Source organism: Paenibacillus sp. WC2504 (genome assembly GCF_052682475.1).
The window spans coordinates 4,695,258-4,717,472 of the sequence record NZ_JBQZFH010000001.1; the positions used below are offsets into that span (position 1 = coordinate 4,695,258).

The 22,215-nt window shown below is 45.4% G+C and carries 25 protein-coding genes; 5 read left to right on the forward strand and 20 right to left on the reverse strand.

The genetic code is table 11. The annotated features are described in order from the left end of the window. Positions 1-47: 47 nt before the first annotated feature. From ACUN27_RS21200 to ACUN27_RS21245, 10 genes are all read right to left on the reverse strand, one after another. Positions 48-854 carry a TatD family hydrolase gene (locus ACUN27_RS21200; protein WP_326060679.1) on the reverse strand — a complete coding sequence of 269 codons (807 nt, stop codon included), beginning with the start codon at positions 852-854 and terminating at the stop codon, positions 48-50. Beyond that, on the reverse strand, positions 851-1,615 hold the full coding sequence (locus ACUN27_RS21205; protein WP_315949713.1) for an ABC transporter ATP-binding protein: 765 nt from the start codon (positions 1,613-1,615) through the stop codon (positions 851-853). Before ACUN27_RS21205 ends, ACUN27_RS21200 begins: the two co-directional genes overlap by 4 nt. Positions 1,616-1,633: 18 nt before the next feature. Next, positions 1,634-2,401, reverse strand: coding sequence for an ABC transporter permease (locus ACUN27_RS21210; RefSeq protein ID WP_315949712.1), 768 nt, complete (start codon positions 2,399-2,401; stop codon positions 1,634-1,636). Continuing rightward, positions 2,401-2,691 carry a thiamine-binding protein gene (locus ACUN27_RS21215; RefSeq protein ID WP_167054316.1) on the reverse strand — a complete coding sequence of 97 codons (291 nt, stop codon included), beginning with the start codon at positions 2,689-2,691 and terminating at the stop codon, positions 2,401-2,403. The genes ACUN27_RS21210 and ACUN27_RS21215 overlap by 1 nt, the downstream gene beginning before the upstream one ends. 27 nt (positions 2,692-2,718) lie before the next feature. Beyond that, entirely contained in the window at positions 2,719-3,762 is a 1,044-nt protein-coding gene (locus tag ACUN27_RS21220; protein WP_326060680.1) for an ABC transporter substrate-binding protein, read from the reverse strand. A gap of 337 nt (positions 3,763-4,099) precedes the next feature. Beyond that, positions 4,100-4,951 (reverse strand): patatin-like phospholipase family protein, encoded by an 852-nt coding sequence (locus ACUN27_RS21225; protein WP_315949710.1) that lies wholly within the window; start codon positions 4,949-4,951, stop codon positions 4,100-4,102. Between the two features lie 237 nt (positions 4,952-5,188). Next, the gene (locus ACUN27_RS21230) at positions 5,189-5,344 is read right to left on the reverse strand and encodes a hypothetical protein (RefSeq protein WP_315949709.1); all 156 of its coding nucleotides are present in this window, start codon (positions 5,342-5,344) and stop codon (positions 5,189-5,191) included. Positions 5,345-5,405: 61 nt separating this feature from the next. Then, positions 5,406-6,971, reverse strand: coding sequence for a DUF3369 domain-containing protein (locus ACUN27_RS21235; RefSeq protein WP_315949708.1), 1,566 nt, complete (start codon positions 6,969-6,971; stop codon positions 5,406-5,408). Further along, on the reverse strand, positions 6,968-8,503 hold the full coding sequence (locus tag ACUN27_RS21240; protein WP_315949707.1) for a sensor histidine kinase: 1,536 nt from the start codon (positions 8,501-8,503) through the stop codon (positions 6,968-6,970). Before ACUN27_RS21240 ends, ACUN27_RS21235 begins: the two co-directional genes overlap by 4 nt. 13 nt (positions 8,504-8,516) lie before the next feature. Then, complete coding sequence (locus ACUN27_RS21245) at positions 8,517-8,897, reverse strand: hypothetical protein (RefSeq protein ID WP_315949706.1); 381 nt, start codon at positions 8,895-8,897, stop codon at positions 8,517-8,519. Between the two features lie 308 nt (positions 8,898-9,205). Between ACUN27_RS21245 and ACUN27_RS21250 the strand changes: the two genes are divergently transcribed. Both ACUN27_RS21250 and udk read left to right on the forward strand, forming a co-directional pair. Continuing rightward, the gene (locus tag ACUN27_RS21250; protein WP_315949705.1) at positions 9,206-9,523 is read left to right on the forward strand and encodes a hypothetical protein; all 318 of its coding nucleotides are present in this window, start codon (positions 9,206-9,208) and stop codon (positions 9,521-9,523) included. Positions 9,524-9,637: 114 nt separating this feature from the next. Then, positions 9,638-10,273, forward strand: coding sequence for a uridine kinase (udk, locus tag ACUN27_RS21255; protein ID WP_127456463.1), 636 nt, complete (start codon positions 9,638-9,640; stop codon positions 10,271-10,273). Between the two features lie 47 nt (positions 10,274-10,320). On the opposite strand, the gene ACUN27_RS21260 is transcribed toward udk, so the two are convergent. Together ACUN27_RS21260 and ACUN27_RS21265 are read right to left on the reverse strand one after the other, a co-directional pair. Then, positions 10,321-11,556, reverse strand: a complete 1,236-nt coding sequence (locus tag ACUN27_RS21260; protein ID WP_315949704.1) for an MFS transporter — start codon at positions 11,554-11,556, stop codon at positions 10,321-10,323. Beyond that, entirely contained in the window at positions 11,471-12,013 is a 543-nt protein-coding gene (locus ACUN27_RS21265) for a hypothetical protein (protein WP_315949703.1), read from the reverse strand. Before ACUN27_RS21265 ends, ACUN27_RS21260 begins: the two co-directional genes overlap by 86 nt. A gap of 170 nt (positions 12,014-12,183) precedes the next feature. Between ACUN27_RS21265 and ACUN27_RS21270 the strand changes: the two genes are divergently transcribed. Further along, positions 12,184-13,299, forward strand: a complete 1,116-nt coding sequence (locus ACUN27_RS21270; protein WP_326060683.1) for an aminopeptidase — start codon at positions 12,184-12,186, stop codon at positions 13,297-13,299. 84 nt (positions 13,300-13,383) lie between these two features. On the opposite strand, the gene ACUN27_RS21275 is transcribed toward ACUN27_RS21270, so the two are convergent. Beyond that, complete coding sequence (locus tag ACUN27_RS21275; RefSeq protein ID WP_445559559.1) at positions 13,384-14,865, reverse strand: L,D-transpeptidase family protein; 1,482 nt, start codon at positions 14,863-14,865, stop codon at positions 13,384-13,386. 177 nt (positions 14,866-15,042) lie between these two features. Here ACUN27_RS21275 and ACUN27_RS21280 point away from each other — a divergent pair, with 177 nt between their 5' ends. After that, a complete protein-coding gene (locus ACUN27_RS21280) occupies positions 15,043-15,177 on the forward strand; it encodes a hypothetical protein (RefSeq protein WP_258567612.1) in 135 nt (44 codons plus the stop codon). Between the two features lie 73 nt (positions 15,178-15,250). On the opposite strand, the gene cyoD is transcribed toward ACUN27_RS21280, so the two are convergent. The 5 genes from cyoD to ACUN27_RS21305 all read right to left on the reverse strand — a co-directional run bounded on the left by cyoD (position 15,251) and on the right by ACUN27_RS21305 (position 19,735). Then, positions 15,251-15,583 (reverse strand): cytochrome o ubiquinol oxidase subunit IV, encoded by a 333-nt coding sequence (cyoD, locus tag ACUN27_RS21285; protein WP_315949699.1) that lies wholly within the window; start codon positions 15,581-15,583, stop codon positions 15,251-15,253. A gap of 1 nt (position 15,584) precedes the next feature. Next, positions 15,585-16,202 carry a cytochrome o ubiquinol oxidase subunit III gene (gene cyoC / locus ACUN27_RS21290; RefSeq protein WP_315949697.1) on the reverse strand — a complete coding sequence of 206 codons (618 nt, stop codon included), beginning with the start codon at positions 16,200-16,202 and terminating at the stop codon, positions 15,585-15,587. After that, positions 16,202-18,181 (reverse strand): cbb3-type cytochrome c oxidase subunit I, encoded by a 1,980-nt coding sequence (locus ACUN27_RS21295; protein ID WP_445559560.1) that lies wholly within the window; start codon positions 18,179-18,181, stop codon positions 16,202-16,204. The genes cyoC and ACUN27_RS21295 overlap by 1 nt, the downstream gene beginning before the upstream one ends. A 34-nt stretch (positions 18,182-18,215) precedes the next feature. Beyond that, a complete protein-coding gene (gene cyoA / locus ACUN27_RS21300) occupies positions 18,216-19,202 on the reverse strand; it encodes a ubiquinol oxidase subunit II (RefSeq protein ID WP_315949695.1) in 987 nt (328 codons plus the stop codon). 275 nt (positions 19,203-19,477) lie between these two features. Further along, the gene (locus ACUN27_RS21305) at positions 19,478-19,735 is read right to left on the reverse strand and encodes a hypothetical protein (RefSeq protein ID WP_157326613.1); all 258 of its coding nucleotides are present in this window, start codon (positions 19,733-19,735) and stop codon (positions 19,478-19,480) included. 243 nt (positions 19,736-19,978) lie between these two features. On the opposite strand from ACUN27_RS21305, the gene ACUN27_RS21310 reads away from it, so the two are divergent. Then, positions 19,979-20,731, forward strand: coding sequence for an MBL fold metallo-hydrolase (locus ACUN27_RS21310; RefSeq protein ID WP_326060686.1), 753 nt, complete (start codon positions 19,979-19,981; stop codon positions 20,729-20,731). A 95-nt stretch (positions 20,732-20,826) separates the two neighbouring features. Here ACUN27_RS21310 and ACUN27_RS21315 read toward each other — a convergent pair whose 3' ends face one another. Both ACUN27_RS21315 and ACUN27_RS21320 read right to left on the reverse strand, forming a co-directional pair. After that, positions 20,827-21,135 carry a DUF4870 domain-containing protein gene (locus ACUN27_RS21315; protein WP_315949693.1) on the reverse strand — a complete coding sequence of 103 codons (309 nt, stop codon included), beginning with the start codon at positions 21,133-21,135 and terminating at the stop codon, positions 20,827-20,829. Between the two features lie 79 nt (positions 21,136-21,214). Further along, complete coding sequence (locus ACUN27_RS21320) at positions 21,215-22,195, reverse strand: NAD-dependent epimerase/dehydratase family protein (protein WP_445559561.1); 981 nt, start codon at positions 22,193-22,195, stop codon at positions 21,215-21,217. Positions 22,196-22,215: the final 20 nt, after the last annotated feature.

A 22,215-nucleotide genomic window follows, 5' to 3' on the forward strand; every position in this document is an offset into this window, starting at 1 on the left:
TGTTCTCTTTCATTATAGAACCAATGCGAACAGATGTCCAGTTTCAATTAACCAAGGGTAAGCAGGTTGTAAAATTGTTTCGTATTTTGCAGGACCGTTTCCGCCACGATGTCTGACTCCACGGCATGCAGAAGCGAAATCTGCTCAATGACTTTGTGAATCATTTGCGGATGTGTCATCTGACCTGCGAAGATTCCTTCGAACGGCCACGGTCCGTCTGTTTCGACCATAAGTAGCTCAAGCGGATAATTTCGAACGAGCTCACGAATTTCTTCTTCATAGAGTACATCCGGCGTGATGGAAATGTAATATCCAGCTTGAATCATACGTTGAACGGTTTGGGGGGAGCCTTTAAACCAATGAAAATGCGCCTTTGAAACACCATGCTTCTCAAGAAGATCGCACACAACATCGGCATCTTCATACACCGCATGCAGGACAACAGGCTTATCTAACTTTGCTGCCAGCTCCAAGAATCGTTCCAGCAATTGAACATAAGGGGTGTAATCAAGTTGTTCCCCCCTATCTTCAGCTTCGAGCCTCCTATAATACGGCAAGCCAATCTCACCCACTGCGACCATTGTATTCGCGCGCTCGCTTATCCATTTTAACAGCTCCTGGAGGTCGGCCTCATGTGGGATCTCTTGCTCAGGATGAAAGCCATACGCCGGGTAAACCTGATTTGGCGCTTGTAGGCTCAGCCTTTCCGTTGCCAAACAGGATGTCAAGTGTCTGGATACCGCAATCAGCGCCTCGACTCGCGATTGATCCAGCTCCGACACGATCTTCTGAGCTTCTGTTTCTGAATACATATCAAGATGTATATGTGCATCAATGGCATTGTTATTATTCATGTTAGGATCTCCTGACGCAATAGGCTCTGAATATGTTGGCGGAGCTCGTGAAATTTCGGGTCCATCATCACTTTTTCATGTCGTGGCCGTTCAAATGGCACAACAAATTGTTCGAGTACTTGTGCAGGCTTGCTCGAGAGAACATAAATGCGATCCGAGAGGAATATCGCCTCTTCAATGCTGTGTGTTACAAACAGAATGGACCGTTTGTTTTGTTCCCATATATTTAGCAGCCAAGACTGCATTGCTTGCCGTGTTAGTGCATCCAAGGAGCCGAACGGCTCATCGAGGCACATGACCTCTTGGGGGCTCAAAAGTGCCCGCAGGAATGAAACCCGCTGCTGCATACCACCTGACAACACATGCGGCAGCTCGTGCTCATAGCCACCTAATCCAACCTTAGGCAGCCATTCTCTTGCTTTGTCCAAGGCATTAGCACGCGATACCCCTGCTACCTCCTGCGCGAGCGCTACATTCGCTTCAATAGAGCGCCAAGGGAATAACGCCGACTGCTGCGGCATATAGCTGATAAGCCCTTTGGCTCCAGTCACGTTGGAGCCATCCAGCCAAACCTCGCCTTCGGAAGGAGCGATGAGACCTCCGATGATGTGAAACAGCGTGCTTTTCCCGCTTCCGGATGGCCCGATGATGGAAACGAATTCACCCTCTTTGACATGCAGCGAGATATCAGAAAGCACGGGGACCCGCTGTTTTTTGCCAGTGAACGTGTGATGGATCCCTTTCAGTTCTAATTTGCTCAAGTTCCATTCTCCCCTTCCTTAAGACGACCGTTTCGCGTTCCACCGAACAACGAGCTTTTCAAGTCCGGCAATCAGCCAGAAGAACAACAAACTAAGCACAACAATGATTAATATGGCGACAAATTCGCGATCTGCACGAAAACCTGATTTCTGCAAAATCATATAATATCCCAGGCCGACACCGCCGCCCAGCCACTCTGCAATAACAGCTCCCATGACGCTGTATGTAGCGGAAATTTTGAGCCCGGTAAACAGAAACGGAAGGGCATGCGGCAGCTCTAATTTATAAAAAATCTGCCGCCTGCTGGCGCCAATCATTTGCATATAGTTGTACATGTTTCGGTCCGTCTGCATAAATCCGTCAAGCGTTGACATGGTGACAGGAAAGAAACAAACTAATGCGATCAAAATAATTTTAGGTAAAATGCCGAAACCAAATAAAATAATTAGCAGCGGTCCCAGCGCGATAACCGGGACGTTTTGCGAAAGAATGAGGAGCGGATAAAATCCCGCTTTCAGAAAAGGCACTCGATGCAAGCAGCTTGCTACGATGACACCTCCTGTTACACCAACAATAAACCCTATTAACATTAAACGAACTGTAGCAAATGTGTGCATCCATACCCGAGGCATGTCCGTTGTACCGTCCTGCCAGATCTTGAGCGGACTTGGAAGCAGCCAGCTAGCCGTTCCTCCCCAAGTCACCGCAAGCTGCCAAATAAGCAAGAGAAGGATGACCACAACAATCGGTGGCCACCCTGCTTTCAATCCGTTCTTCATTTTCATTATCTGTATTTCTCCGTCAGTTTGTCCATCGATGCGCCGGACGGGTTAAAATAGATTTTCACTTGCGAGATAACGTTGGGGCTGCCCATCTCAATCATCGCTGCGTTCATATCTTGGATGATCAGCATAAGCTGATCCAGTTCCCCTTCCATCGTCGTCTCAAGTGGAGAAACGAAATATTTCACACCTGACTTGGCGATGACTTCAATCGCCCGATCCACATACGGGATCACATCTTCATTGTTTTTGGTTTTGGGAATAATTTGAATACTTACAAGTGCGTTAGCCATCGTAAATGCCCCTTCCGAGTCATAAAATTATTTCGTGACAGCAGGTAAGAAATTGTTCGTAAACGCTGCATCAACATCGAGATTTTTCTCCAAAAGCTTATGCTCCAACATCCAGTTCGCATAATTTTCCCATACTTGACGCTTTTGTTCGCCCCAACGCGGCGCATCATCCTGATAGCGAGGGCTAAGCCATTTTTGACTGGCCATCACGAGTTTGGCATCCAAATCAGGTACGGCTTTGATCAAGATATTAGCGGCATCCTCAGGCTTGCTGATCGCGAATTGATAACCCTTGGCTGCTGCGGCAGTGAACGCTTTAACAAGCTCAGGCTTTTCTTTAATCATTTTTTCATTTGTAGCTAATACAGGAGTATAGTAGTCCAGTTTATCCGAATATTTGTTCAAATAAATCATATTCATCGGCTCTCCGCGAAGCTCTGCATCCACACCTGTCCAAGCATAATAAATCCATGCGAAGTCGATATCTCTTTTGACCGCTGTGAAATAATCGGCATCACCGATATTCACGATTTTCACTTTGCTTGGATCGGCTTTCTCGGATTGCATCAGCGAGTCGATCATTGCGCTTTCAGACGGAGCTCCCCAACCACCGTATGTTTTTCCTTCGAAATCCTTAGGCGTTTTAATGTTTTTCGCTACAGGTGAAGCAAATCCTGATGTATTATGCTGAATAACAGCTGCAATGGAAACGAGGGGTACACCTTGGATGCGACCTTGCGTGATGCTTTCTTGATAGGAGACCCCGAATTCAGCCGCTCCCGAAGCAATCATCGCATCCGCTCCGGCGTCGCCAGGCGCAATGATTTGAACATTCAGTCCTTCTTGTTCAAAAAATCCTTGGTCTTTCGCCACATACAGACCCGTATGATTGGTGTTCGGCGTCCAATCCAGAACAACCTTTACATACGTAAGCGGTTTTGCCGAAGCGGCTGGGCTGGTTGAATTAGCCGGGCTAGCCGGATTAGCTGGTTTAGCCTCTTGATTCCCGCAACCTGCTGCAAGGACAGTCAAGCTAACGAGCATGAGTGGTGCAATTTTTTTCCAGTTCATTTCTTGTTTCCCTCTCCCTTATATCTATATAACCACAAGAAAAAGCTCCCGTTATCCGGGAGCGCCATTGGTAGAAAAATGATAAACCCATACAAAATTAATAAATAGACAAACATTTTGTGTGAATTCTCTACGCTGGCATTACCCAGATCAGATTAACGGTTAGTGACATTTCGGTCACAATCTCAGCCTGACGACTCAAGCTCCCGTGGGTTCTTATTGGTTTGATATTACCATACCGCATGTTCGCTATGAATGCAAACAAAAACCACCATTCCTTTTCATAGTAATCGCAGTTCATATGAACATTCGGTTACTTTTTCTTCTTATCCATCGATTAATTAACAAGCCAGTCTTTCAATTGAGAGCCTAGCCGCTTCGCATCCTGATAACCCAACTCATGTAAAACTTCGAGTTTCTTAGGATTTTTCTCCATTCGACCTACCAGCACTTTGGACGATGGGCGAATGACGATCGCGCTGCCATCCGCTTCCATTTGCCTAACGAGCTCTAGCGTGCCGTTATAAATTTCACTGCGATTAACTAACACATCTACCAAGCCATCATATTTCGGGTAGAAGCTTTTAGCTAACCAGCGCTGTTTAAAAGGGGTCTTGCGGTAACCCATCTCTTTGGTTAATACGATGATATGTTTTTTGTTCCCGTCTGCGACCGACTTCCTCACAGGGATAGGGTCTACCAAGCCCCCATCAAATAAGGTGCGTCCCTCATAATGGATGGGCTGCGCAACAAACGGCAGCGAACTTGATGCTTGAACGATCGGCATCGTTTGTTGGTCGAGCTGATGCTTCGTATAATAGACCGGTTCTCCTGTGTGCGCATCGGTAGTTCCAATAGCGAATTGCTGGGGGGAACGATAGAATGCATCGTAATCAAACGGCACTAAATGATTAGGCAGTTCATTAAAGATGAAATCCATTCCAAAGATGCTTTTATGACGCAATAAATTGCGATAACTTAAATAGCGATGATCTCCAATATAGTCAATGGTCACTTTCTTATTGCGACCAGGTTGTTTCGAAATATAGGATACCGCGTTGCAGGCCCCCGCTGATACACCAACCACATACGGAAAATACCAATCTTGCTCCATAAAGTATTCCAAGACTCCCGCGGTATATACGCCTCTCATACCTCCGCCTTCCAGTACGAGTCCAATTCCTTCCATGGTGACACCTTCTTTCTCTCTGTCTCTAGCCCTTTATTAGCATACAGGAAATGTCAATTAAAATAAATGCTCCTCCGTCTCCGTAAGAGTGACAAAGAAGCAGGTTCAAGCCCTTTTTTTATATGGATTCGGGAATCACACCACATAATCCGCGTTTTTGACCAAATTTTCATATGCCTATAAGAAAAGGCTGCTCGCAGGTCTTTCGTGACCTTTTGAACAGCCTTACCGCTTTAACTATGAATTCGTTTTGTTAATGTTGTTTAAGCTAGGTGGAAATTCAGCAGCATTCTGCTTCTTTAACGTCTGAGCTTCTTCCATCAAAGAAGCATCATTCTGTTGATTATTTTTCTTATCAGGACGATTCACTTTGGTCATTGCCTTCACCTCCATCATCTCCCACCTAGTATGAGAAGGCTGACGGCTTATTATGCTTTTTCGATCCTTAATGCCGTTAACGTTGTTCTCTGTAGAGCTCCTTGATCACCAGAAATTCATCCAAGTGCTCCAGAAAAAGATCCACAACCACGGGATCAAAATGACGGCCGCGTTCGGATTTCAATAAATCCAGCACCTTCTCCAGCTCCCATGCTTTCTTATAAACACGATCACTGCATAGTGCGTCAAACACATCGGCTAACGCCGTAATACGCCCATAGACGTGAATATCCTCGCCGCGAAGTCCATGCGGATACCCTGAACCATCGAATCGCTCATGATGCTGCTGCGCAATGATAGCCGCTGCGTTCAACACTTGCTTGTTCGAATGCTTCAGCATTTCATAACCCAAGTTCGAGTGGGTTTTCATAATTTCGAATTCTTCCTGTGTCAATGGGCCTGGCTTATTCAGTATCGCATCCGGAATCCCGACTTTCCCCACATCATGCATCGGTGAGGCTAGACGAATAACCTCTGCTTCCTGTTCTGACAATCCGTATTTTATCGCCAGCAAACGCGAATATTCCGCTACTCGCTTCACATGATGTCCTGTTTCCCGGGATCTTGTTTCCGTGATTTCACCCATCGTATAGATGATTTCTTGCTGTGTACTTTCCAATTCTTCATTCAAATAGATATTCTCGAAAGCAACGGAAACGTTCGTGCAGTAGATATCGATCAAATACCGCTCCCACTCGCTCAGCTCTTTGAAGCCATTCATATAAATGACATTCTCCATACCCATCTTGCTTTGAAAATAAATCACAAAACGGTCGGAAGCGAATGAGCTTTTTTTCGTTAGAAAAGCGAGCTCAATCTCACCAAGAACGTGCTCGGGAACGACATCACGCGCTCTTTCATCCTGATTGGACGCATAGTCGCCGCTCGCAGCCAAGATATAAATATCCTCGACGCCTTTTGTTACGGCAAAGCTGCAATGTATAGCATTTTTATGCAAGTTAACGATTGAGGTCATTTGCATCAATACGCCCGAGGCAAACTTCTTCATAGATTGCAGCTCAAATAGCGTTGCCGAAGATTTAATGATTTCCTCCAGGCCTGATCTGCTTTTCTCAATTGTCTTCAAATCCCGATATGAGCGCAGCGCGGTAACGACGGTCGTGAACAGCTTTTGGGTCGTTAGCTCGGTTTTCTCTTTGTAATCATTAATGTCATAATCCATAATGACGGTACGCTCAGGAGCTTGACCGGGTTGGCCTGTACGCAAAATAATTCGTATCGCTGTATTTTTTAATTCCTCGCGTATATATCTTACAGTTCGAAGCCCTGCATCTTCCTGTTCCATAACTACATCGAGCAAAACCAATGCTGCATTAGGCTGCTGCTCTAGGACTTGTTTGGCTTCTGCTGCGGAAAAAGCGCTATGAAACTCCAACTTCCTGCCATCAAACTCAAAATCCTGCAAAACCATCTTCGTCACTTGATGAATCTGTTTTTCATCATCGACAATTAAGACAATCCATGGTTCCTGTTCCATCACCAAATCATTAGTGGGAACGTTCTCTTCCTCATCAGCAAAAAGAAGTTCATCCAGGTCCATTAACCCATCCTGTCTCGTCATAGCTCTGACTCCTCCTCTAACGGAATCGTGATCATAAACAAACTGCCTTGTCCCAGCGTACTCAAGCACTGGATGTTGCCATTCAGCGATTGCGTGACAAGGTTATAAACGATATTCATGCCTAAGCCGGTACCTCCTTTCCCGCGGCTGGTCGTAAAGAAGGGGTCAAAAATATGATCCAGTACCTCCTGCGTCATTCCCTTCCCGTCATCGGAATAAGCGATCCGAATATGATCTTGGTGTTCAGTAACACGAATGCTCAGGCTGCCTTCATCCTCTGGCCCATAGGCATGATTCAATGAATTCATAACTAAATTCGTAACAATTTGCGATAAAGCTCCGGGATAAGTATAAAGATTAAGGCGGTCATCACAATAGATGTCTACACGAAGTCTCGTTTTCTTCAGTGATGGCTTTAAGCTGGCAACGATTCCTTCTAGATACTCCCTCAAAAGAAATGTACGCTTCACTTCCACGCTCTGATCAACGGAAATTTGTTTAAAGCTGCGAACCAACGAAGAGGCACGTTCCAAATTCGTCTGGACCATGGCGTTCGTTTCACCAATTATGGAAAGAAACTGCTCCAAATCAGACTTTTTCATTTTACCTGTTTCGTACAAGCTCCGGAAATCCTTCGTCTTCTGATCCAAATAGGTAATCGCGGTAACTCCGATGCCAATGGGTGTATTAATCTCATGAGAGACACCCGCAACAAGGTTGCCTAAGGCTCCCATTTTCTCGGATTGAACCAACTGATCCTGCGTAATTTGCAGCGTGTTCAGCGCCTGTTGGAGCTCCTTATAGCGTTCATCCAGATTTTTCACCATATCATTAAAAGCCTCGGATACTTCCGTAATTTCGGGAGAAGTCTGAAATTGCAGCAATGGAAGCTCCCCTCCCTGCTTGACAATTACAGCGGCTTCGCGAAGCTTGCTTAAAGGTCGAATAACAATTGTGCGTAAAATGAGCCAGAGCAAAACGGATAAGATAATAGCAATGCTAATTCCTACAGCTAAAATGAGTTTCGTGCGCTTCTTAAGCAGCACAGACTCCTCGGAAGAGTCGAAAATAACTTCCACCGCTCCAACAACCATGCCATCTTCCTGCAGCGGCGCAATGAGCCGAACAACCGGCTTCTCGTTTTTCGCCATCGGCAGCCGGTCTACGATCGTTTTGTCCTGCTTTGGGATAATAATGCTGGACGAATCCATACGCTTGCCGACCTGTTCGCGATCAGAAGCAGCCAATATAGCTCCGTCTTTGCTGTACAGCTTCATTTCGAGAACCCGCGTGTTTTTATATTGAATATAGTCAAAAATTTGCTGCACATCCGAAATCGAGCGGGATTCCTCGTAACGCCCGTTGATGGCGATGGTCATGCCGCTAATTTGGCTCACATAAGCTTCTTTGATGGATTGATTTAAACTCTTCGTATCGAACACCATCATCGTCGAAATCATAATGACCGTCACCGATGTAATTAGAAATACGATTCGTTTCTGTAAACTGAGCTTCTTTCGCAGTATGGGCATATGCAAGAGGCTCCTATTTCACGTCGAACGTTATCGTTTTGCTAACGTCATAAGGCGTATGATCGTTGTTATGTAAGGATACTTTGACCTCATGCGGCCCCTTGCTCAAATGATCCAGCACTTTCTGCTTGTCCGTCACGACAATTTTCTCGCCTTTATCCAGGGAAATATGGATATGACCTTCCCCTTCAACCCGTTGATGATCATAATGCTCCTTGGAAATCTTCAGGTCCGTCGTCATCTGCAGCGTTACGGCATCGCCATTGACAGCCGCGCTGACTTCTAACGTTGGCGTATACGCATTTGTCGGCGCTGTACTCGTTTTGGCTGACCCGCATCCGGAAATCAAGATGGCCATTGCAGCTGCCAAGCAAATACTTTTACAAAATCTCATCTTTTCATCCCCTATTTAATCGTTAATTGTCTATTCATGTCAAAAAAAGCTATCCTCTTTAGCTTATGAATATTCATATGGTTTGTCCACTTATATTTTGGAAACAAAACCCTTTATTTGAACGCTATTCAATGTATTCTTAATTTTCAGACTTTTCTTGTCGAATCATCATGAGAACGCTCACATTTTGCGCTTACCCAGGAAATAATTTCATTTCCCGAATTAAGAATGATTTCCCCAGCTTTGGAGCAATGTAGTAAAGTCACTGTTCATTTTAAAATAACACGATTCTTAGGAGGCTCTCCCCTATGTCCGACACCCGTGAGTTTTCGATGCAGGTCCAACACGCCATTGACGCAGCAGATCAAGCCATACGACTGGCTCAAGATGCTGAGTATAAACTGCAAAGAGCCATCATGCAGGCTCACCCTCAAGATATCCAATCCGCACAAGCTGCTCTAACGCAAGCCAAGCACAAGGTCAGAGATGCTCAGGCTCAGCTTCAAACCTACAATAATGAGCAGTACGGGCAGCAAATCCAGCAAACGCTGGAACAATTGAACCAAGCTTCTCAGGACGTCGATGCCAATCAAGTGAAATTTCACACCCCTAAGCAAATTAGGTAAACATCGGTTCTATGTAAAAGGTGATCGAAATTCGATCACTTTTTCTTTTTATATGAACAATATGTTAAACTACTGGGGAAGGTTTTCAAGTTATTTGGGGAGGCACTACATTTCATGCTCGTTATCGGAATTGCCGGAGGTACCGGTTCAGGAAAAACTACAGTAGCCAGATCGATCATTAATAAGCTGGGATCCACGAACGTGACATTAATTTCACAAGATAATTACTATCTTCATCATAGTGGTCTTACTTTTGAAGAACGGGAGCGCATTAACTACGATCACCCGCGCGCGTTTGAGAACGAGCTGCTGCTTAAGCATCTGAATGAATTGAAGAACGGAAACGCAGTCAATATCCCCGTTTATGATTTCTCGAAGCATGCGCGCTCGCAAGAAACGATCCGCGTTGAAGTTAAGCCTATTGTGTTGCTAGAAGGCATTCATGTATTAACCGATGAAGATCTTCGCAGCGCATTGAATATCAAGGTGTTTGTTGATACAGACCCGGATGTGCGTATCCTTCGCCGACTTTCTCGGGACATTAATGAACGGGGGCGCACGCTGCAATCGGTCTTCGATCAGTATTTGACGACAGTGAAGCCGATGCATGATGCTTTCATCGAGCCTTCCAAGAAATATGCGGACATTATTATTCCTGAAGGCGGAGAAAACCAAATCGGCATCTCCATGCTGACGATTCTGACGGAACGCTATATGACGGATCAGGCAGCTGATTATGAAATAGGTTAAAACATGCAAAAGACACTCTCGCCATTCTCGGGTAAGAGTGTCTTTCTTTATGCCGCAGTTTCACGGCGAAACCTAAGCCCAGAAAGTGCGAATAGGACGTAAATGAGGCTGAGCATATAAAAAATACTGGCCACATTCGAGTAACGAATAGCTATTCCTCCGATTAAAGGGCCCGCAATGCTCCCTACACTGTATTGAATAGACGCCAATACGTTGGCCGTGGGAAGCAGATGTCTGGGTAAAATGTCTGCCGCATAGGCTAGTCCAAGCGAAAAAAACGAGCCTACCATGCCTCCGGCAATGGCAAATAACAAGCCAATCAGCCACAGTTTCGTGCCTGCAAATGGGATACAAAGAAAGGCTAATGCGCCAATAAGTCCAGATGAAATGAGGATTTTCTTCCGCCCGATGCGGTCACTCCATATGCCCAGCGGCAGCTGCATGATAAGGCCCCCTACCCCCATGACAGGCAGTAAAATGCCGATGTTAGCCTCTGACAGACCTATGCGTAAACCATACAACGGAAAGTTGCTATTCATAGAAGCTTCCATATACCCATATAGAAGCGAAGTAATTAGCGGAAACCAAGCAATGGCAGCCACTTTAGAAGCACGTTTATGTACAGCTTCCACGCGCTCGCCTCTTTCAGGACGCTCATTTTTCAGCCTTGTCATGAGCAGCAGAATAATAAGAAAAAAGCTGCTCGTGGTCAGAAACGGCCCCCAAATCCCCACTTTTAAAAGTGTAATCCCAACAGGCCCTAAACTGAATCCGATGCCATATGCCATTCCATACAGCGTGATATTGCGTCCTCTATGCTCTTTGGGGCTGGACGTTACAATCCATAGCTGTGTGGCATAATGAAGAGCGCTATCCCCTATTCCAACCATTAAGCGAAGCACAAACCAGAATCCAATATGCTGCCAGGCAGGAAATAAGCAGTTCGCCGTGATGACCAGTCCCATCCCAACCATAATGACCGGCTTATAGCCAAACCGCCTGACCGGCTTTTCGATGAAGAACATCGTCGAGAAGATGCCGATATACAGGGCAGCGGCATTCAGGCCATTGGCATCGGTAGATACCCCCGATCGATCCAGCAAAATCGTTAGCAGCGGCAGAAGCATGCCTTGACTCATACCTGCTACAATTATCACCATAATTAATATGGTTAATTTTTTGGGGGCCAGCCCCTCTTTAAGAGCCATTTCCAAAACGAACGGTTTCCCATCTTTGAGCGTAATCGTGCAGCTTGCCATGGAGCGGGACATGGAATTGCTCATGAATGTATAGTCTTAGGTTCTTAATCCATTCCTTAAAGGACGGATACGTAACGAACAAATTGGCATAGCGATCACTTAGGCATAAAAAATAAGGACCTGATGATTTCTCCGTTAAAAAATGCAAGGAAGTGTCCATAGGGGTATATTTCTTACGTTTTCCCTCCCATGTGTCCACATCTACTTGAACCGTGGTGCTCACTTGTTTCACAAGGCTTTCCAAATGCTTCACTCGGGCATAATAGGGCATACTGCTCGTAATATCCATTCTACGAAGCGTTTCTTCATGCTGTGGGTAAAAGATGGCTCTGACGAATTTCTTCTCTTCCGCCCATGCCGTAAAAGCCTGCATGTCGGACTCCGTCCAATCTTCGAATGTTTCGAATACAAACACTGTCCCTTTGTGCGTCTGGGCAGGGGGTTCATACCCGAAAGGCACTTTAATCTGCTCTCTTGCCATGCATGTCCTCCTCTTGATGTTTGATTTCCTCAAGCAAGTCTTGTACTTCACAATTCTCTATTGTAGCATACCCTTTAAAGTTCTATGAAATGAGGGCTCAATTGGCTTTAAGGCTCCCATTGCGATATACTTTCTAAGTACTAATTTTCAATTAAAGGGAGACCTATAGCATGAGAGATCCGCGACTTCAAACATTTGCCCGCAACATTATCCGCTATTCCGTTAGTCTTCAACCTGGAGAGAGCATTCTGATTGAGATGATTGGCGTCAAAGATCCCGAACTCGCCAAATGCTTCATCGAAGAAGTATATGCCGTAGGCGGCAAGCCATTCATTGAACTGCGTGATCCTATGGTCATGAGAAGCTTGCAAATGAAAGGCACTCAAGAACAATTTAGTGAATGGGCTGATTTCGAGCTTGCCCGCATGAAAAAGATGGATGCTTATGTAGCCGTTCGCAGCGGAGACAACATTACAGAATCGTCAGACGTGCCTGATGAGCAAATGCGCCTGTACTTGAAATATTTCCAACGTCCTCTCTTTGACGAGCGCATTAACAATACCAAATGGTGCGTCATGCGCTACCCGAATCCTTCAATGGCCCAGCTAGCCGGCAAAAGCACCGAGGAATTCGAAAATTTCTACTTTGATGTTTGCAACCTCGATTACAGCAAAATGGCGACAGCTATGGAATCGCTGGTAGAATTGATGAAGCGGACAGATAAAGTCCGTCTTGTTGCCAAAGGCACGGACATCTCCTTCTCCATCAAAAATATTGGCGCAGTCCCTTGCTCCGGGCTGAGAAATATTCCGGATGGCGAAGTGTACACAGCCCCAGTGAAAGACTCTGTGAACGGTGTAATCAGCTACAATACACCAACGATCTACTCCGGCACTTCCTTCGAGAACATCGTGCTTCGTTTCGAAAACGGGCGTATTGTGGAAGCGACCAGCAATGACACCAAGAAATTAAACGATATTCTGGATACGGATGACGGAGCTCGTTATATCGGTGAATTCGCTATCGGAGTGAATCCTTATATTCAGCATCCGATGAAAGACATTCTATTCGATGAGAAGATTGACGGCAGCATCCATTTCACACCTGGCCAAGCCTATGAAACTGCGGATAATACGAACCGCTCTTCCGTTCACTGGGATATGGTTCTGATCCAGCGTCCGGAGTACGGCGGCGGAGAAATTTACTTTGACGATGTACTGATTCGCAAAGACGGACGTTTCGTCCTACCGGAGCTTGAGAAGCTGAATCCGGAAAACTTAATGTAATCAAATAAGCAGTTGAGGCATCCGGAACGATCGGATAGCTTCAGCTGCTTTTTTATGTAATGGCACTAAATTTGGCATAAATACTTACCCAAGCCAATGGAATATGACGTCTTCCGGCGATTCATCCAAGGTCGGCCGCGAAGCAGGAATAAGCAGATTGATGTTCTTCAGCTGTTCATGGCTTGGCGCAGCCCATGTTGATGCCTGGATCTGAACTTCTGCGCCCTTAGGCACAAATGGAAAGAGCTGCTGCACGTCCCCATTCGTTAATCTCACACATCCCAGCGATTTGTCCGAACCGATGGAACTTTCATCGTAAGTGCCGTGAAGCGCAATTGCGCCCAACCCCAAACCGGCTTCCCCGTAGCTTTGCGTGCGGCTTCCCTGAGGATTTTGCACGCGGTCCTTCACTAGGAATTGACCTAGCGGAGTGCGATCATTCGCGCCAAGACCGATTTCTTTATCCCATAAAATATAATCTCCACTAACAAGTTTAAGTTGATGTTCCTTTTTATTAATTTCAATATGAACGGGTTCGTAAGGAATGTCCTGTACACTAGCAGAATTCGGATAGAACATCTGCGACGGGTTTGCCGCATCCGGTGTATAAACCCATCCCCCATCCCCCGTGAAAGCCTCGGAAATGCCATTAGAGCCCGTTGTCGCTTCCAAAGGGATAAAGCTAAGATAGTTGTTCGGAAAATCCTGCAGCAGTGCATCCAGACGGGCTGGCGGGCCGCCATGATCTTTGGTGTATGCCGTCAACGCCGTGCGAACTAAATTAGCACCAATCGCACTAAGCGGTTGGTGCTTTCCAAATTCGGTATTCAAGAAACGAATTTTTACGGCTTCATCTGTTGCAGGATGGTACTCAGCAACGACCACAGCACTCTTCGTCAGCTCCTCATCCCTGAGAAGCATGGTTTTCCCCTGAGACGTGTTATCCTGGGAAATAACGCCGTAAATCAGGATATTCGTTTGCGGCATTTCCTTAGCCAGCTCCAGCGCTTGTTTGTGCAAGGCGGTTTCAATCGCTTTGTTCTCGGTCTCAGGCGCGATATACATCACGAAAGGCGCGTCAACCGTTTCGTAAGTGATGTCGCTGCCAGCGCCCCAGACCTTCATCGTAGAAATGGTTTTGTAAAGCGGATTGCTCCCTGCAAACAAAACAATTAACAAGAGATTAAGGACGAGTAGAACGATGAGCAGCGTTTTCATAAAAGGCGGCAAAATCCCCTTCGCTTCCTCCGGAAACGCATGCTGCATGTTCATCGCATGTGCAGCCTTCTCCTCTTCGATGTCGCGAATCGCTCGATTCGCGGCGGAATAGAACGGCGATGGGTAGGTGCGAAGAACTTCTTTGTAATGAAAAATTGCTCGCTTAAAATTTCCTCTTCTTTGAAACTTTTGTCCGATCTTATAATGAGCTTCCGGTGAAGTAGCATCCAGATACCGGATCACCTTCTCATAGTACATAGGATCGGATGGTGAAATGAACAAGTTCTTGCGCAAATGAATGAGATTGTCATCGAGATGGTTACGAAATCGCTGGTTACGGCGTATCATTCGGCTCCTCTCCGTTCAATAAATTAGCTTGTCCATAATAGATGACTGATACGTTTAGTATCTCTGATACATAATGTATCATGTTACCTGCATGAAAACAACCCTTTTCTTGCTTCCTGAATGCACCAGCATGAACCTTTCCGATTTAGCAAAAGCTGAATTTCGGAGGTGATAAAGATGAGTGGGAGAAACAGCAAACCGAAAAACAACGGACCATCCGGCAGCCCTTCTCGCCTGGATCAATTTGGAGACAAGGCCGCCCAACAAGATAAACGTGAAATGAAAGAGCGCAATAACAAGTCATCATGCTAGTCTCCTAATAGGAAAAAGACGCCCCTTCCCGCGCGATTGCGGTTTAGAGCGTCTTTTCCTTTTAACCTTTGTATTAATGCGCCACTTGGTTGTAGGTCATGATCCAAATGGAACCGCCAACGATGGTCACGAGAATAATGAGACCAAAAATCAGCGTCATAATATTCCAACGCGCATTCTCGCCTTCCTTCACATGCATGAAGAAGAACAATTGTACGGCAAATTGCAGAATAGCCATGATGAGAATCAAAACCAGTGCTCCAGTCTTACTCATCATGTGGTTCATAACAACAGCCAGCGGAATGATGGTTAAGATGATGGAGAGCGCGAAGCCGATGATATAAGATTTTAACGACCCGTGTGCATGGTTATCGTGAGTTCCTGTATGGTGTTGGTGCCCGCTCATCTTACATCACCCCCATCAAATAAACGATTGTGAAGACAAAGATCCAAACGACATCAAGGAAATGCCAGTACAGAGAAATAATTTCCACTTTGCGCTTGGTCACAGCTGTAATGCCTCTGCGTCTAAGCTGCAGGATTAACCCGATCATCCAGATCAATCCCACTGAAACGTGAAGCCCGTGCGTCCCTACGAGTGCAAAGAAACCGGACAAGAAAGCACTTGTACTAATGGATGCTCCCTCGTGATTCACCATGGTAACGAATTCCGATACCTCAAGCCCGACGAAGGAAGCCCCTAGAATCACGGTAACAATTAGCCAGCCGATCAACTGCTTCATGTTGCCCTTGTTCATACCTAACACCGCTAAACCGCTAGTGAAGGAGCTCGTAAGCAAAATGAATGTCTCAGCTATGATACCCGGCATTTTGAAAAGCTCTTCCGGTGTAGGTCCCCCATTTGTATTCTGATGAAGAACCATATATGTGGCGAATAAAGATCCGAATAAAATGACATCCGTGATTAGAAAAATCCAGAATCCGAAGGTCTTGAGCGATTCGTGATCATGTTCATGGTCGTGTGCATGAGCGTGTTGCCCACCGTTCGCGGCTGCATGTGCCATTAGACTTTCGCTCCTTTCAATGCGGCTTCTGTACGTTTAATTTCGTCTACCGGAATGTAGTAGTCCGTGTCATAAGTAAATGAACGAGCTATCATACAAATTCCGACACCGATCAGCGCTGGAATCGTGAGCCACATCCAATCCCATACGAAACCAAATCCTGCTAAGAACCAAAATGCAGACTTCAAGAATGGAATAGCTGAATTTTTTGGCATATGAATCGGTTCATAAACGACTGGTGCCGCTGCTGCTGCTTTAGCTTGGGTACCTTGCTTCTGCTTTGTCTCCCACCATGCATCGATCGTAGACACTTGTGGAAGCACAGCAAAGTTGTAAATTGGCGCCGGTGAAGGAATCGACCACTCAAGCGTACGTCCATCCCACGGATCTCCAGTTACATCCGGCTCTCTGAACTTAATGGAGTGCGCAATCTGCCATACTTGGAAAAGGAACCCGATCCCCATCAAGAAACCGCCGATGGTGGATACCAAGTTGAGCGGTCCCCAGCCCATATCGAAGTCGTACGTATACGTACGGCGAGTCATACCATCTAAGCCTAAGAAATATTGCGGCATGAAACAAACATAGAAGCCAATGTTCCACAGCCAGAAAGCCCATTTGCCTAAGTGCTCGTTGAGTTTGAAGCCGAACATTTTCGGCCACCAGTAGTACAAGCCTGCGAAGTATCCGAAAGCTACACCGCCAATTAAAACTTGATGGAAATGCGCGATCAGGAAGTAACTGTTATGGAATTGGAAGTCAGCAGGTGCCACAGAAAGCAGGACCCCTGTCATACCCCCTACGACGAAACACGGTATGAACGCAATCGTCCACATCATCGGCGTCGAGAAACGAATTTTCCCTCTGAACATGGTGAATAACCAGTTAAACACTTTGACCCCGGTAGGAATCGCAATCAGCATCGTCGTAAGTGCGAAGAACGCATTTACATCCGCGCCTGAGCCCATCGTAAAGAAGTGATGCGCCCATGTGAAGAAGGACAATAAGCTAATGATGAACATAGCGAAAACCATGGATTTGTAACCAAACAATTTCTTCTTGGAGAACGTTGCAACAATTTCCGAGAAAATCCCGAAAGCTGGAAGGACAACAATGTAAACCTCAGGATGTCCCCACATCCAAATCAAGTTGATGTACATCATCGGATTTCCGCCGCCATCCAAGGTGAAGAAATGTGCGCCGAAGAAACGATCCAGGAACAACAACGCTAGAGTTACCGTTAGAATTGGGAAAGCAAAGATAATGGTGACGCAGCTGGAAAATACGGACCAAGTAAACATCGGCATTTTCATCAGAGTCATGCCTGGCGCACGCATTTTGATAATCGTTACGATAAAGTTAATCCCTGTAGCCAAACTACCGATACCTGAGATTTGAATCCCCCAAATATAGAAGTTCTGTCCGACGCCCGGGCTGTGGGAAAGCTCGGAAAGCGGCGGATAGCTAAGCCATCCTGCATCCGGTGATCCACCGATGACGAACGATACGTTGAACAACATCGCTCCCCAGAAGAACAACCAGAAACTGAGTGAGTTCAAGAAAGGATAAGCAACGTCCCTCGCTCCAATTTGTAGAGGAACAACGATATTAAATAAACCGAACATGAGCGGCATCGCCATGAACAAAATCATAATAACACCATGCGTTGTGAAAATTGCGTTATAGTGATCGGCTTGTAGAAACTGCATATTTGGCACTGCGAGCTGTACACGCATCAAAAGCGCGTCAACGCCGCCGCGGAAAAGCATAAGGATGGAACAAATGATGTACATGATTCCGATCCGTTTATGGTCAACGCTTGTTAACCACTCCCGCCAGAGCCAGCCCCATTTCCTGAAATAAGTCAGTACGAAAACCATAGCAATCATCGAGAGCCCGATACTTACCTGAGCGCCCAGAATAAGCGGGTCGCCCGTTACGAAAAACTCTGATGCGAACTCTTTAATACGATCCAACATGAGCATGACTTCCTTTCGTAAAAACTTCGTTCTATCATTTTGAACTATTCATTTGGCTATGATCCATTTGCTTATGGTCTTTCGCTTCACTTTTCTCTGACGTCGATGAAGTTTTCATCGCATCGTGATTGGTTTCAGAAGCGCCATGACCACTGTGAACGGATTGACCATTCGTATATTTCGTTACTACCTTCTGGAATAGTCCATCTGGAATAGCGGAGAAATACTGAACTTCTTTTAATTGACCAGGCTTCGCCAGTTCTTCATATCTTTCCATCGTAAGTTTGGTTGGCGATTGTTTGGTTTTTGCAACAAAGGCATCGAAATCCGCTTGGGACGTCGCATTCACGTCGAATGTCATATCGGCGAAATGGGATCCGCTGAAATTAGCTCCCGTTCCGAAATAATGACCAATCTCATCCGCCTGCAAGTACAAGGTCATTGCCATTCCTGACATCGTATAAATCTGACCGCCTAATTGCGGAACCCAGAATGAGTTCATCGGAGCATCGGAGGTCAGTTCAAACTTAATCGGTGTATCCTCAGGAATTTGCACATAGTTTAGTGTGCCAATCCCTAACTCCGGATAAGTGAACAGCCATTTCCAATCCAGCGATGTCACTTGGATCGTAATCGGAGCTTTCTCCGACTTAATCGGTTTGGATGGCTCCAAAGCGTACGTATATTTAACGGTGATTACAGCGAGTGCCGCAATCATGATAATCGGTATTGACCACCATACAGCTTCTAGCGTTGTATTGTGTGCCCAGTTCGGTTTATAAGAAGCTTTACTTCCTTCTCGATCCCGATACCGCCATACAATCCATGCCGTTAGTGCCAAAACCGGAACAAGAATGACCAAACACATAACCGTGGAGATGTACATCAAATCTTTTTGCGTCTCAGCAATCGGCCCTTTCGGATCCAATACCATTGCTTGATTGCTGCAGCCTGCCAATAACACGACGATGGCAATCATCATCAAAGGCAGCAGTGCTTGTACGAGTTTTCTCTTCTTCATCCAACTAACCTCCTAATCCACAATCTACAAAGTGCTGTTTCTCAGTATTTATTAACATGCGCTTTTTTATCTAATACTAAGATAACAAATTGCATTTAAAAGTACACAGGCGCTAGCAGGACTTAACAAATACGTCAAAGGATCGACGTTTTACTGTAAAACAAATGTCACACAACGTTTGTTGACTATTATGTAAAAGTATGAAAATCCATGAAAATCAAAAAAGCCCTTCAAGTTATTCACCTGAAAGGCTAAACTTATTCATGATTTTTGTCTCATTCGTCCTTCGACACGGCACGTGAATGAACCAGATGAATCGCTGTGCGAATCACATAAACGAACACACTACCTACCATGAATCCGATTCCAATCATTAACGTAGCATTGCGATCACTGAAATGATCCAAACTCAATAAGCTTAATACTAACCCTATGCCAAGCAAAGCCCATGCCGCGATTGTCATTAACTTCACTAATGGCACCACATCACGTTCACTGCGTTCATTACTTACGGTTACTGTTTTAACAGCCATCATCATCACTCCAAACTCAGAAGTAAAAATCTAATATAGTTATTATAACACAAAAAATAAAAAAATGTTCATATTTTATTCACACGTTGATCAAATTTTGGACAAAAATAAAAATTAGAACTTCACAGAATTAACTATTTACATTTAGTTTAATATGTGTTATAATTAAATATTTTATTGACTTTTACGAACCTCTGTAGGTATGATAGTTTCATTCTTTACTATCACTTTGGAGGGATTAAGATGCAAATCGCAAACGGAATTCATATGTTGGAGCTGGAAGTTCTCATCATGGGACATACAAACGTTATTTATCCTATCCTATTGAGCGATAACGACGGTGCGGTACTCATCGATACCGGTTACCCTGGGAACTACCCTCTTATTTGTAAAGCATTCGAACACGCCTCTGTCCCACTTGAACATTTAAAAACGATTGTGATCTCTCATCAGGACATTGACCATATCGGGAGCTTGCCTACATTTTTATCTGAAATGCCAGGCAAACTAACTGTACTTGCCAGCCAACTTGAAAAACCTTATATCGAAGGCGAGAAAATGTTGATTAAAATCACGCCGGAAGCCATTGAGCGCGCTGTCGCGAGTTTGCCTGCGGATGTTTCACCCGAGTGGCGGAAAGCTTTTCGAACGAATTTAGAAAATCCCCCTAAAGGCCAAGTCCATGGCATCTTGGAAGATGACCAGGTGCTTACGATCGCCGGTGGGCTTCAAGTCATTTTGACTCCGGGCCATACGCCAGGGCATTTAAGCTTTTATCACATACCAAGTAAAACATTGATTGCTGCGGATGCGTTGGTTGTTGCGGACGGACAGTTGATGGGTCCAATTCCTGCTTATTGCTATGACTATGAGTTGGCGAAGCAATCGGTTAAGAGATTTGCTAACTATGACATTGAAACCGTCATTTGTTATCACGGTGGGCTGTTTCATGATAATCCCAATGCGCGGATTGCTGAACTAATAACAGAGCTTTGAATGGCGATTAACTAGCTATTTCCCTTCTGAACGTTCTAAAATTAAAAAGCAGGCTGCCCCCAAAAGGCAACCTGCTTTCCATTATGTACGTCAAACTACTTTAATAGCGTGTATGCGCCGATTACCGGCAGCGGTTTGACTTGACCTTGAGCGGCTGCAACTATGCCTAGGATGGCGAAGATGAAAAGTGCCAGGTTGGCTAGCGGCAGCAGAATCCAACCGATTAACGGAATGATTCCCAAAACCACGTTCACGATGACGCAGCAGAGGAATAACGTTAGTCCTTGATTCGCGTGATACATAGCGAACTTCGAATCTTTAGCAGCAATCAGTGGAACGAAAAACAAGATATAAGCAATAATAGCCATTCCTTTATTACTTTGAATATCCGTGGAATCGTACATGGACAGCACCTCTTTTCTCAAAGTATACTATTCCATTATATTCGGACTTTTCCATCTATTCTATTGATTTTCACACAATTCAAAAAATATTTTCCGACCATATCCGCAAGAGTTCCACCTCACGGGCAGGGTCCATTCCGGCTGCACGGGTCACAGTCATAGAACGATTTTGATCCCATGCCAACGTATTTCGAACAATTTCAATCAATGGTCGTGTTGTCAAACCGTTTGCAAAAGCCTTCGTATTATCCAAGGAGAACATCCCGACCAGACTATCGCTTTGAATCCAAAGCGGCAGTTCCATCCATTCACCGACCCCATGTGCTACTAGGAACTCTTCCGGCACCCACGTACAGATAACTTCACGCTCAGCAGTTTGCGTACAAGCTTGAACAACCTCCTCCATTGTATAATCACTTCCGCTCGCATGCAGCGTGCCTACATTCTCTTGCTCCACTAGACGAATAATCCAAGCTGACAAGTCACGCACATCAATAAATTGCAGTTTCCGTTCTTTCGGCAAAGGCACTAGCACCTCACCCCCACGGTGAAAACGAGCTGGCCAATACGTAAAACGATCGGACACATCGTGGGGTCCGACAATGAGACCAGGACGAATAACAAGCGTATGGTTGGGGAATTCTTGCTGCACGGCTAGTTCGCAAAGGGCTTTCTTTGCACCGTATTTCTGACCAGGATCCATCTGATCCGTCAGTTTTGCAACAGGTGCTGATTCATTAACATTCAGTTTTTTCAGATCATCGTAAACGGAAATCGTAGAGATGAACGTGTAGTGTTTCACTTGATTCTTTAGCTGCTTAGCCGCTGCTAAGACAGACTCAGGTTCATACCCGCTGGTATCAATCACCGCGTCCCAATCACGATCTTGCAGGAGATCTAAATCGATATTCCGATCGCCAATAATATGCTGAACGTTTGGAAAGGCATTGGCATCATGCAAGCCGCGATGAAACAAGGTAACTTCATGCCCATGCGCTATTGCCGCTTCCGTCAGGGCTCGTCCAAGAAACTTAGTACCGCCAAGAATCAGTATTTTCATCAGTGTCCTCCCATTGTTAT